Below are 13,875 nucleotides of genomic sequence, written 5' to 3' on the forward strand. Positions count from 1 at the left end.
CACACCCCGGAGCAAACCTGCCCAGAGTGCCAGAAGACCCTGCCAAACGCGAAAGCCCTGTCGGATCACAAAAGAAAAGATCACACCCCGGAGCAAACCTGCCCAGAGTGCCAGAAGACCCTGCCAAGCGCTCAAGCCCTGTCGAATCACAAAAGAAAAGATCACACCCCGGAGCAAACCTGCCCTCAGTGCCAGAAGACCCTGCCAAACACTAAAGCCCTGTCGGATCACAAAAGAAAAGATCACACCCCGGAGCAAACCTGCCCAGAGTGCCAGAAGACCCTGTCAAACGGTCAAGCCCTGTCGGAACACAAAAATCAATATCACACCGGAGAAAAAACCTGCCCTGAGTGCCAGAAGACCCTGGCAAACGCAAGAGCCCTGACGAATCACAAAAGAAAAGATCACAGCGGAGAGCAAACCTGTCCTGAGTGCCAGAAGACCTTGCCAAACGCGAAAGCCCTGTCGGATCACAAAAGTCAATATCACACCGGAGAACAAACCTGCCCTGAGTGCCAGGTGACCCTCCCAAACGCGAGAGCCCTGAGGGATCACAAAAAAAAAGATCACACCCCGGAGCAAACCTGCCCTGAGTGTCAGAGGATCTTGTCAAATGCGAAAGCCCTGTCGGCTCACAAAAGTCAATATCACACCGGAGAGCAAACCTGCCCTGAGTGCCAGAAGACCCTGCCAAACGCCATAGCTCTGACGGCTCACAAAAGAAAAGATCATACTCCGGAGCAAACCTGCCCAGAGTGCCAGAAGACCTTGCCAAATGCGAAAGCCCTGTCGGATCACAAAAGTCAATATCACACCGGAGAGCAAACCTGCCCTGAGTGCCAGAAGATCCTGCCAAACGCGAGAGCCCTGTCGTGTCACAGAAGGCAACACCGAAAACGAAAGCTTGATGATGCAAAGTCAAGTGATTGATTTCTGCTTGTCATAGACTCAGAAGGCTCTATTTCGAACACCCCTTTTTTGCAGCAGCGGGTTTTTTATGTCTAAGCATGGTGTGTATCACAGATGCAAGGGGCAAAGGGTATAGTTTTGAAAAAACGATTTTTAGTAGCGTTGCTGTCGCTGCTCTCTTTGTCTGTCATATGTCAGGCCGAAACATTGGAAAGACATTTTATAGTCGAACTTGGACAGGATGGATTCTCCCCCGGCAGGACCCTTTCCATAAAGGCTTTACAGCCTGCATTGTCAGGCAACCCTTCATACTATGCCGACACACACGGCTGTGCTGGATCAGATTCTCTGCGAGCTGGCAAACAACACAGACTTGGCGGTTTCGAGGTGAAAACGTCCTTTTTTGAGTCAATCTCGTGGCACTTACTTGACGCCATCACTCTGGTGGCTGTTTACGAACTGGCCATGACCACCCATGACGCCGCTCTGAGTGGCACACCTCATTCATGGATACTTGTCGAAGCGTTTGTCGTTGTCGGCTCGCTTTTGAAAAGCTGCTGGAACCGAAATTCATGGTTGTTTACCCGGACGGATCAACCGGAAGCAAGTCAGGGTGATCCGTTCGTGATGAACATTACGATGCTTTTCGGACAAAGCCAAAATGGCCAACGAGAAAGCCAGCCGTCAGCATCATCCGGACAGCAAGCCCCAGGGGCGACCAGCTTCCGACTTTCAGGCTCTTTCACCAGTCCCCCTGATTCCGACTCTGGCGATGGAAATGAAGGTACTGAACAACATCAGCATACTCTGGGTTTAGATTGTTATGTAGATTCCTGCCGAGGCTTTTGTAAGCTCCGACCATCATCCTACGGCAGAGAGTCCGCTGAATGGGCGCTGAATTGGGAAGAAAGTTCGACAGGGCAAAGTCCTCATGTGATGACAGAAGTACAACCCTTTCAGCAACAATCCCATCTATTTACGATTGATATCAACCCGACAAATCATTGGCCCTCTTTGCACTCAGCGGATTCGGGGGCCGTTGGTGCAACTCGCGCTGATGGGCGTGAGTACATCGGGCAACTCACCTGTGACGTGAAAGAGGTTGGGCAGGATGACAAGGTGCGGTCATGCGGGACGGTCTGCAAGAATGCTACGGCTCTGAAGAGTCATAAAAAAAGAGACCACTGGACGCCACTTAAGTGGTTGATTGATGACATCGAAGAAATGGGAAGAGACCAAGGCTACACCAAACATAAATTTTGTGGCGACATAGTGGTCCGGATGGATGGCACATGGGATCCATGCTGGGTCTCCTTTGATAATGATCAAGCCATGATGTCTCACAAAACAGAATACCACTTCTGGCCAAAAAACTGCGTTCAGTCAGTGCTTGGAGAGAGAGGTCTGCAGTCATGCGGAAAGGTCTGCCGCAATTCTGAAGAGCTAGCGTATCACATAAGAATGCATCGAAAACGCAAGTTTGATGCCCGGCGGGATGATGACCCCAGTCATTCAGAAGAAAGTAGAGACTGATCCGGCTTCCAACCGGACTAAAACACGCTTCCTTTCTTGATCTGTCGCCTTCCTGATCTATCTTTCCCCTCTCTACTAATCAAAATGAAAATGAAAGGATAGAATAATGAGACTCCCGCTCTCGACAGCGCTAGTGTTGCTGCTTTTTTCGTTTTCTGTCATCTGTCAGGCCGAAACGTTGACGAGAAGATTTGTTGTCGAGTTTGAACAGACAAAACAGAGTTTTTCTATAAAGCGCGACCCGAATATGTTACCAGGCGACCCATCAGTCATTCCAGACACAAATGCCTTGGCAGGATCAGATCTGCCATCTGATTACAAACCACCCAGAGTTGGCAATGACGAAGCAAAGAAGACAACTGTTGATTACATTTCGTTGCGCTTGCTCTTCGCCACCCATCTGCTGGTTGCCTACGAACTGGTGCTGGCCACCAATGGCGGCTCTCCAAATTCCAAACCTTATTCATGGGTACCAGCAGAAGCGTTTGTGGCTGTCGGCTTGCTTTTGAAAAGCTATTGGAACCCCGATTCACCACTCTATAGCCCGACTGAAGAACTTGACCTGCTTGAGCAACAAGTTGAGCGACGAGAGGCGATTCAGGATCACCCGTTTGCAATCACCACTATGATGCTTCCCGGCAATGGTCAACAACAAGGTCAACAACAAAACCAGAAAGCAACATTATCCGGGCAGCAAGTTTCAGGGATGGCAACCCATACAAGCTGTTTCACCAACTCCTTGTCTTTCGGCTCTGGCGGTGGTCACGAAGGCCCTGGACAACATCAACATACTTTGGGTTTAAATTGTTACGTTGATTCCTGTAGTGGCGTTTGTAAACTGCAGCAATTATTCGCCGATGGTGAATCAACTGAAGGGTTACCGAATTCCATAGAAAATTCGACAGAACACGCTCATCATGCAATGACAGAAACACAACCCTTTCAACTATACGCCGATGCATTTACGTTTACGATGGAGATCGACCCAATAAATAACTATACACTGAGTGCAGGAGCGGCCTTTGAAAATGATGCGGCCGGGTCAATTGACTACGAGCCAGTAACCTGTGGATGCGGGACGATCTGTATTAATTTCAAGGCTCTTTTAAATCATCAAAAAAGAGATCACGGTAGTGGTAGCGGACGATCGGAGCAACGTAAGTATTTAAACGCTGTTTCCAAAAGAAGACGCCAAGAGCCCAAAACGGTCAACCAATCTGTGTCGGCAAACTTCGGGAACGATGGAGAGTTCTTCTGGAATCTTGAAGAGCCCGGGAATTACCAAAGCGTACGCCAAAAAACCGGGCCTGATGATGGGGAACATGACCTCAGTCCATCGAAAGATAAAGAGTGATTCGGCTTCTAAACGGCACAAAACGTGCTTTCGGGAGGGATAGGTATCTATGGAGGCAACTGCAACATGTGACGGCAAATTCGCCGAGTTCATAGTGAAGGTAGATGACATCCGGCAGTGGCTCTAGCCAGCAGTATTCTGGAAGTTACAGTGCCTTATTTGTCAAAGTAGACGTTCCCATCATTCCGGGTAATGTTCTGGAAGACATTTGCCGCCTTTTGCGGTAATTCCCGGATTCGGGCGAATAAAATAGATCGCGACAGTTTTGTAGTGGTGGTTTTTTTACCCGGTGCAACTTTTCTGTCGTTTTTTCAGTTGAAATAAAAACACACTTATTCTATTGATCTATCACTCTTTTGATCTATGTTTCTTCCTTCTCTACAAATCAGAATGTACGTATGAAATAGTGAGAAACTCATTCTTTGTGGCACTGCTGTTGCTGCCAGAGTCATTATCTATCATCTGTCAGGCCGAACCGTTGACAAGACGTGCAGTTGTAGAGTTTCAAGATAATAATTTGGGGTCAATAACCCAGAGTTTTTCTACAAAGTGTGACATGAATACATTGTCGCTTAAATCGACAGATATTGCTGACACAAATGACCACGCGGAGTCAGATTTACCGCCTGATGCTAATCCACATGGACCTGGCGGTTATGAGTTGAAAACGACCCTTATTGAGTTTATTTCGTGTCAATCGCTTTATGCCACGAGTCTGCTGGTGGCTTACGAACTGGTCCTGAACACTAATGCAGCTTCCGGCTTCAAACCTTATTCATGGCTCCCAACAGATGTGTGTGTCGCTGCCGGCTGGCTTTTGAAAAGCTATTGGAATCGAGATTCACCGCTGTCTGGCTCGATGGAACAATCAGAGGCAAGTCAGTGTGACCTGTTTACGATTACCATTATGATGCTCCCCGGAAATAGCCAACGACAAAACGAACCATCAGAATCATCCGGTCAGAATGCCTTAAGGGCAAGCGCCATCCAGCTTAGTGGGTCTATCATCAGTGCCCTGTCTTCTGGCTCTGGCGGCGGTAAAGAAAACCCTGAGCAACACCGGCATACTTTGCGCTTAAATTGTTTTGTCGATTCCTGTCATGGCGTTTGTAGATTCCGACCTTCCGGAATCAGAGAACCCGCTGATGGGTCGCTGAGTTCCGGAAAAAGTTCGACATTACGATCAATGAATGCAGGGGCTGCCAATGGAGCTCATACCAGCGAATTTGTCTGTGACGTGGTGTTGATCACGGAGAATGGAAAGCGAATGCCATGCGGGGCTGCCTTCAGGGATGACGAAAGGCTGTTCGGGCATAAAATGAGAGACCATACCGGGGCACAATTTTGCGACGCGTTAGTGGGCGGAGGGGATGGTGAGGAGCGACTGTGTGGGTGGATCTTCAGTAATATTCCAGGGTTGTGGCGTCACAGAAGAAGATGTCACCGAGATGGATGTGATATCAGACGGTCGCATCATAGAAGAAAATATCATACTGAGCCACGAATTTGTGACGTGATAGTGTTCTCGGATGGCGGAGCGCATCTATGTGGAAGGATCTTCAGTAATAGTGAAGGTTTGGGGAGCCACAGAAGACGATGCCATCAAGATGGCCACCGTATTAGATGGAATGATAGAAGGCGTTGAAAACACAAATGTGTTGATAAGTGGCATCTCCACATACCTTTCGATTTTTTACCGGACAGCAGAAAAGCTTTTGTCTATCCTGTCGTGCCAGACATTGCTTCTGAAAGACATTCGTCGTCAATTGATCTAATGCCGGGGTTCCGGCAAATAAAAAAGCGCCCGATTTTTTCTTAGCGATCTTTTTTCAAGGCTAAGGGTGGTTTGTATACTGCGATCTTCTTCCTTAAGAATTCCTGCCCGGTGACATTTTGGCTTTTGACAGAAAAAGATGCTTATTTTCTTGATCCATCACTTTCTTGGTCTACCTTCTTCCTAAAAACTGCAAGATAAGAGTAACGATAAAGTCATGAAAAACTCATTCTCAGCGACACTGCTGTTGTTGCAGTTCTATTTGTCAGCTACCTCTCAGGCCGACTCACTGACGACAGGCTTTGCCGTCGAGCTTCAACAGGCAAGCTCTCCAGAATGGAGCTTTTCCATAAAGCCAGACCACCCGCATTCATTGTCGGGCGGTCCGTCATACCCTGCTGACATAAACGGTTATGCAGAATCGATTTTGCCGTCTGATGAAAAACCTCAGAGATTCGGTAATTATGGGGTAAAAACGTCCTTTTTTGAGTCGGTCCCGTGGCAATTGATTTATGCTACGCATTTCCTGACTGCTTACGAACTGGTTATGACTGCTCGTGATGCCTCTGGCTTAAAGCCTTATTCATGGATACCTGTGGAAGCGTTTTTGGCTGTCGGCTGTCTTTTACGAAGCTATTTGAGCATTGATTCTCCGCTGTTCAACCTGATGGATCAACCGAAGGCAAGTCAGGATGACCCGTTTGCGATCACCACTATGATGCTCCCCGGAAATGGCCAACAACAAAGCCAAAAACAAAACGAGCAAACAGCATCATCTGCTCAGCAAGCCTCAGGGGCGAAGGCCTCCTTCATGACAGGCGCTATCCTTCCCGTGTCTTCTGGCTCTGGCGGCGGTAGTCAAAATCCTCAACAACACCAACATACATTGGGTTTAGATTGTTACGTCGATTCCTGTCTTGGCGTCTGCAGGCTGCGACCATCACCTGATTCCGGGCATCAGGTTTTCAGCGCGGTGCCGGTGGCAACTTTTAAACTGGCTCTGGTTGGCGACGGTGGTGTGGGTAAGACGACATTTGTTAAACGACACATTACTGGTGAATTCGAGAAAAAATATGTGGCCACAATCGGTGTTGAAGTCCATCCTATTCAATTTCACACTAATCGCGGTCTTGTTCGATTCAATGTTTGGGACACTGCCGGTCAGGAGAAATTCGGAGGACTTCGAGATGGGTATTATATTAAGTCCGATTGTGCAATTATCATGTTTGATGTAACGTCGCGGGTTACCTACAAGAGTGTTCCCAATTGGCACAAGGATCTGGTAAGAGTGTGTGAAGGCATACCTATTGTACTTGTTGGTAATAAAGTTGATATCAAGGACAGGAAGGTTAGGGCTAAAAATATAAATTTTCATCGCAAGAAGAACCTTCAGTATTTTGATATGTCAGCCAAATCAAATTACAATTTCGAAAAGCCTTTCCTCCATTTAATTAAGAAGCTGGCCAAAACTGAACAAATTCAGTTTGTAGAAGCCCCTGCGCTTCTGCCTCCTGAAGTGAGTATAAGCCGGGAGCAGGTCCTTAGATATGAGGCAGAACTCGAACAAGCTAAGAGCGTCCCCCTCCCTGAGGATGATGATGACATATGATGCACCCCTGAAAAACAATCGGCCCGGGACAAACTTCTGCAATGAGGCGCTTCTTGGTTGATGTTATTCTCACGCTGCCCGACAAGACTTTGTTGGTTGCCTGATTAGAGGTGAACGCTTCCTTGATTTTGACAGGAAGTACGTTTATTTGTTGATCTATCCCTCTTCTCTGTAAACCAGAATGCAAGGATAGAATTATTAAACACTCATTCTTTGCGGCAATGCTGTTACTGCTAATGTCGTTGTCTGTCGCCTGTTCGGCCGGATCGTTGACAAGAACTTTTGTTTTCGAGCTTAAACAGAATCCAGATTCTCTAAAACAACGCGTTTCTATAAAACGTGACTGGCATACGTTGTCGGGAAACCAGTCGAATATTGCTCATATAAACGACTATGAAGGACCAGATTTAGTACTTGATAAAAAACGACACAGACCACTTGGTTATTGTGTAGAAAAGAACATCATTGTGTCGATGTCGTGGCAATGGCTTTACGCTACGAATCTGCTGATTGTTTGCGAACTGATCCTCACCACAGAGGCCCGCCTGAGTGTCACCCCCTATTTCTGGCTTCCTGCAGAAGTGGTTGTCACTGTCGGTTGGCTTTTAAAAAACCATTGTAACCCCAATACGCGGCTATTTAACCCGATTGAGCAACAGGCGAATCAGGGTCACCCGCTTGCAACCATCATTACGGTGTTTGGCTCCGGAAATAACCCGCCACAATACCCGTCGTCAGAATCATCCAGCCAGCAGGCCCCGCAAGCAGCAACCCACCCGCCTGTAAGCTCTTTCATTAGCCTTTTAAATAATGACTGTAGCGGAGGTAACGGAGGCGGCCATCAGCAACACCTGCACACTTTAGGTTTAAATTGTTTTGCCTATCCCTGCCATGGCTTTTGTCGATTCCGCCCCTCATCCAATAGCACTGAGCCCACTGAATGGCCCCTGAATAGCCTGAAAAGCTCATGCCCCCACTTGGCTGCTGGACACTGCTTAAGTTGCATGGGGCATTTTGGTTCCGAAAATGTTATGGGGTCCCGACAAAACCTTATAGATTCAATCCGGAATGCCATTGAGATTGCCGGGTTACTGAATGATGATGAGCCAATGCTCCGGCATTTGTCTTCCATAGCTGATGACTTTGTGGTCATTAATGGATCCTTCGATTTACAGAGTCTTCCCGAAGAAGACGGGACGGCTTTTACGCTCAACGATTCAGAAACACAACAAACAAGCTCTGAGTCATTCCAATTGGATCAGCGGCAATCTCAGCTTTCCCAAACAAGCGCAGCAAAAGCCGAAGCCGACAGTGGTCAAAAAAACTGTGAGGTGACCGTGGTCGGGAAGGATGGCCAGTCAAGGCCATGCGGGAAGCTCTGCAAGCATGCCAGAGCTCTGGTGAATCACAAAAGAAGATATCACACAGGGCAAAAAACCTGTGACGTAACCGTAGTCGGGGAGGATTGCCAGCAGCAGCCATGCGGGAAACTCTGCGAGAATGCTCAATCTCTGTTGGCTCACAAAAGCAAATGCCACGGCAAGCAACAAACTTGTGAAGTGATCCTGGTCGGGGAGGATGGTCAACAGCGGCCATGTGGAAAGCTTTGCAAGAATTCTAAAACCCTGTCGTATCACAGAAGACAAGAACACTCCGGGCAACAAGTCTGCGACGTGATCGTGGTTGGAAAGGATGGCCTGCAGCGACCATGCGGGAAAGTCTGCAAGAGTGCTTCATCTCTAACGACTCACAAAAGCGGTTACCACACCAGAGAAAAAACCTGTGACGTGATCTTGATCGGGGCAGATGGTCAGCAGCGACCATGCGGGAAGCTCTGCAAGAATGCTAAAGCCCTGTCGGATCACAAAAGCAAAAGTCACAGCGGGCAACAAGCCTGTGAAGTGATCGTGGTTGAGGAGGATGGTCAGCAGCGGCCATGCGGGAAGTTCTGCAAGAATGTTGGAGCCCTGTCGAGTCACAAAAGCAAATACCACAGTGGGGAAAAAAACTGTGACGAGATCATAGTCGGGAAGGATGGCCAGAAACTGCCATGCGGGAGGGTCTGCAAAAATGCTCAAGCTCTCCTGGATCACAAAAGAAGACATCGAAAACGCAAGCCTGCTGATTCGATAACAGACAGCTGTATGAAGAGCCGCTGAATTCCCGAGAAAGTTCGACAAGCGGAACAGAACCAAAGTACAGGCAGAGCTCAGATCCATCCTGAGTAATCCAAAATATCGCTCAGTTTCAGATCCGAAATGATCTTTACGCACAATTCACCGGGAGGAGTCCAGACTATTTAAATCAGGTTTAGGCTCGATGAATGCAAGGATAGCCAATGCAGCTCATGCTATATAAATTGATTCGCTGGTTGGATGAGAACGCACTTGGATTTTGGCAGAAAACACGCCCGTATGCTTGACTATCCTTCCTCACTGTAAACCAGAATGCAAGGATAGAATTATTAAACACTCATTCTTTGCGGCAATGCTGTTAATGCTACTGTCGTTGTCTGTCAGCTGTTCGGCCGGCTCGTTGACAAGACGTTTTATTTTCGAGCATAGACAGGATGTAGATTCTCTGAAACAAAATTTTTCTATAAAACGTGACTGGCATACGTTGTCGGGCAACCCGTCCGATATTGCCGATATAAACGACGATAAAGAAACAGATTTAGCACATGATAAAAAACGACATAGATCATTTAGTTATGGGATAAAAAAGAACATCATTGAGTCGATTTCGTGGCAATGGCTTTACGCTACGAATCTGCTGATTGCTTGCGAACTGATCCTGAACACAGAGGCCCATTTGAGCGTCACCCCCTATTTCTGGCTTCCTGTAGAAGTGGTTGTCGCTGCCGGTTGGCTTTTAAAAAACTATAGCAACCCCGATACAAAGCCATTTGACCCGATTGAGCAACAGGCGAATCAGGGTCATCCGTTTGCAACCATCACTGCGGTGTTTGGCTCCGGAAATAATCCACCACAATGCCAGTCGTCAGAATCACCCAGCCAGCAAGCCCCGCAAACCACCCTCCCGGCTATAAGCTCTTTTATCAGCCCTTTTAATAATGGCTATAGCGGCGGTAACGGAGGCCATCAGCAACACCAGCACACTTTAGGTTTGAATTGTTTTACCCATCCCTGCCATGGGAGTTGTCACTTCCGCCTCTCATCCAATAGCAGTGAGCCTGCTGATTGGCCTATGAATCGTCTGGAAAGCTCATGGTTCCAATTGCCTGCTGGACACTGCTTAAGTGACATGGGGCATTTTGACCCTGCAAATGCTATGGCGTCCAGGCAAAACCCTCTTTTTAATACATTGAATGATCTTTCTGACATTCAGCTCTCATTCGATTCTGAGCCACTATTTGATGGCACTGATAGTGACCTTGAAGACTCAATCCAGAATGCTATTGATGCTACCGTGTCACTCAATGATGATGCGCCATTGCCCGGGTATTTGTCTTCCATCGCTGATGATGTTGAGGTCATTAATCGGTCACTCAATCTACAGAGTCTTCCCGAAGAAGACGGGATGGCCTTTACGCTTAACTATTCAGAAACACAACACACCACCTCGAAGTCATCCCAATTGGATCAGAGCCGACCCGATCTTTCCCAGACAGGCGCAGCACAAGCCACAGTCGACAGTGATCAAAGAATATGTGAGGAGACCGTTGTCGCGAAGGATGGCCAGCCAGGGGCATGCGGGAAGGTCTGCAAGAATGCCAGAGCCCTGATGAATCACAAAGGCAGATATCACACAGGGCAAAAAAACTGTGACGTGACCGTGGTCGGAAAGGATGGACAATCACGGCCATGCGGGAAGGTTTGTAAGAATGCTGACGCCCTGGTGAATCACAAAAACAGATACCACAGCGAGCAAAAAATCTGTGAGGCGGCCGTGGTCGGGAAGGATGGCCAGTCACGGCCATGCGGGCGGCTCTGCAAGAGTGTTGGCGCCCTGGCGACTCACAGAAGCGGTTTTCACACCGGGCAAAAAACATGTGACGTGACCGTAGTCGGGGAGGATTGCCAGCAGCAGCCGTGCGGTAAGCTCTTCAAGAATGCTCGAGCTCTGTCGGATCACAAAAGCTTATGCCACGGTGAGCAACGAACCTGTGAAGTGATCGTGGTCGCGGAGCATGGTCAACCGCGACCATGCGGGAAGCCCTGCAAGAATGCCAGAGCCCTGAGGTATCATAAAAAACAAGACCACTGCGGACGAAAAGTTTGTAAAGTGATCATGGTCGGGAAGGATGGTCGGCAGCGACCGTGCGGGAAATACTTCAAGAATGTTCAAGCCCTGTCAACTCACAAAAGCGGATACCACAGCGGGGAACGAACCTGTGACATGAGCGTGGTCGGGGCGGGTGGTCAGCAGCGGCCATGTGGGAGAGTCTGCAAGAATTCTAAAGCCCTGTCGAATCACAAATACGCCGCCCACAGAGGGCAAAAATTCTGTGACGTGACTGAATGCCGGGAGGATGACCAGCAACGGCCAAGCGGGAAGGCCTACAAAAATTCACAATGCCTATGGGATCACAAAAGAAGACATCGAAAACGCAAGCCTGTTGATCTGAACGAGGACGATGAGCTTAGTCCATCAGCAGATAAAGTGAATAAGTGTGAAGACCAAGGGAAACTAACGGACTAATACATATAAGCTCGCTATTCTCCTCACAAAACCGAAATTTCAGCCTCAATTTTCTGCCGTCCTCGCAACGGGGCCGTTTGGAAGGGCACTGTTCTTTGTCAGCCTGCTGGATTTTGACATAAAGCACATCCATTTTCTTGATCTATCCTTCTTCTCTGTAAACCAGAATGCAAGGATAGAATTATTAAACACTCATTCTTTGAGGGAATACTGTTAACGCTGTTGTCGTTGTCTGTCGCCTGTTCGGCCGGATCGTTGACAAGATGTTTTATTTTCGAGCTTAAACAGGATTCAGATTCTCTAAAACAAAACTTTTCTATAAATCGTGACTGGCATACGTTGTCGGTCAACCTGTCCGATATTGCCCAAATAGACGACTATGCAGAACGAGATTTAGCACCTGATAAAAAACGACATAGGACATTTAATTATGGAATACAAAAGACCATCATTGAGTCGATTTCGTGGCAGTGGCTTTACGCTACGAATCTGCTGATTGCTTACGAACTGATCCTGACCACCAAACAGTTTCCCACGAGCGACACCCCTTATTTATGGCTTCCAACAGAAGTGGTTGCCGCTGTCGATTGGTTTTTAAAAAACTATTGTGTCCCCGATACACAGCTGTTTAACCCGATTGAACAACAGGCGAATCAGGATCACCCGTTTGCAACCATCATTACGGTGTTTGGCTCCGGAAATAATCCACCACAATACCAGTCATCAGAATCATTCAGCCAGCAAGCTCCACAAGCCACCCTTTCACCCATTAGTTCTTTAATTAGACCGCTGAATAATGACTATAGCGGTGGTAACGGAGGCTATCAGCAACAACAGCACACTTTGGGTTTAAATTGTTTCATCCATCCCTGTTATGGCTTTTGTCGATTCCGCCGCCCCCCATCTGGTAGCAGTGGGCCCGCTGAGCGGCCCCTGAATAACTCTGAAAGCTCAGGCTCTCACTTGGCTACTGGACAGTGCTTTAGTTGCGTGGGGCATTATGATCCTGCAAATTCTATGAAGTTACGACAAAACCCTCTTTTCAAAACATTGAATGATCTTTCTGACATTCAGCTCCCATTCGATTCTGACCCACTAATTGATGGCATTGATGGCCACCTTACAGACTCAATCCAGAATGCCATTGAAGCTATCGGGTTACTCGATGATGATGTGCCAATGCTCAACCATTTGTCTTCCATCGCTGATGATTTTGAGGCCATTGATGGGTCACTCGATCCAGAGAGTCTTCTCAAAGAAGACGAGGTTGCCTTTACGCTTAACCATTCAGAAACACAACAAACAACCTCTAAGTCATCCCATTTGGATCAGAGCCAACCTCAGCTTTCCCGGGCAGGCGCAGCACAAGCCAAAGCCGACAGCGGTCAAAGAACCTGTGCGGTCTCCGCGGTCGGCAAGGATGGCCAGTCACGCGCATGCAGGAAGGTCTGCAATAATGCTCAAGCTCTGTTTGATCACAAAATCAAAGACCATGGCAAGCAACAAATCTGTGAAGTGATCGTGGTCGGGGAGGATCGTCAACAGCGGCCATGCGGAAAGGTTTGCAGGAATGCCATAGCCCTGATGATTCAAAAAAGACAAGAACACTCCGGGCAAAAAGTCTGTGAAGTGATCGTGGCCGGGGAGCATGGCCAGCAAGGACCATGCGGGAGAGTCTACAAAAGTGCTGCATCTCTATCGAGTCACAAAAGCGGATACCACAGCGGGATACAAACCTGTGTCGAGATCAAGGTCGGGCCGGATGGTCAGCCGCGACCATGCGGGAAAGTCTGCAAGGATGCTCAAGCCCTGTCGAATCACAAAATAAATATCCATGGCAAGCAACGAACCTGTGAAATGGTTGTGGTCAGGGAGGATGGTCAACAGCGGCCATGCGGGAAGGTTTGCAGGAATGCTAAAGTCCTGAGCAATCACAAAAGACGAGATCACACCGGGCAACAAGTACACTCCGGGCAAAAAGTCTGTGAAGTGATCGTGGTCGGGGAGCATGGCCAGCAACGACCATGCGGAAGA

At 48.1% G+C, this 13,875-nt stretch carries 8 protein-coding genes; all 8 read left to right on the top strand.

All coding sequences use genetic code 11. The features are described 5' to 3' along the window. The coding region (locus KBW69_RS22670; protein ID WP_257282392.1) for a C2H2-type zinc finger protein at nt 1–930 on the top strand (930 nt) is incomplete at its 5' end. Nucleotides 931–1,047: 117 nt separating this feature from the next. Then, nucleotides 1,048–2,442: a hypothetical protein gene (locus KBW69_RS22675; protein ID WP_257254911.1), complete on the top strand. Its 1,395-nt coding sequence runs from the start codon at nt 1,048–1,050 to the stop codon at nt 2,440–2,442. 178 nt (nt 2,443–2,620) lie between these two features. After that, the gene (locus KBW69_RS22680) at nt 2,621–3,796 is read left to right on the top strand and encodes a hypothetical protein (RefSeq protein WP_257254910.1); all 1,176 of its coding nucleotides are present in this window, start codon (nt 2,621–2,623) and stop codon (nt 3,794–3,796) included. A gap of 424 nt (nt 3,797–4,220) precedes the next feature. Further along, entirely contained in the window at nt 4,221–5,441 is a 1,221-nt protein-coding gene (locus KBW69_RS22685; protein ID WP_257282393.1) for a hypothetical protein, read from the top strand. A 346-nt stretch (nt 5,442–5,787) separates the two neighbouring features. After that, nucleotides 5,788–7,179: a Ran family GTP-binding nuclear protein gene (locus tag KBW69_RS22690; protein WP_257254908.1), complete on the top strand. Its 1,392-nt coding sequence runs from the start codon at nt 5,788–5,790 to the stop codon at nt 7,177–7,179. A gap of 236 nt (nt 7,180–7,415) precedes the next feature. After that, nucleotides 7,416–9,338, top strand: a complete 1,923-nt coding sequence (locus KBW69_RS22695; RefSeq protein WP_257282394.1) for a hypothetical protein — start codon at nt 7,416–7,418, stop codon at nt 9,336–9,338. 337 nt (nt 9,339–9,675) lie between these two features. Further along, nucleotides 9,676–11,841 (top strand): hypothetical protein, encoded by a 2,166-nt coding sequence (locus tag KBW69_RS22700; protein ID WP_257282395.1) that lies wholly within the window; start codon nt 9,676–9,678, stop codon nt 11,839–11,841. Nucleotides 11,842–12,096: 255 nt separating this feature from the next. After that, nucleotides 12,097–13,875: hypothetical protein (locus tag KBW69_RS22705; RefSeq protein WP_257282396.1), on the top strand; the 1,779-nt coding region annotated here is incomplete at its 3' end.

Source organism: Endozoicomonas sp. ISHI1, assembly GCF_024606225.1.
Taxonomy (GTDB): Bacteria; Pseudomonadota; Gammaproteobacteria; order Pseudomonadales; family Endozoicomonadaceae; genus Endozoicomonas_A.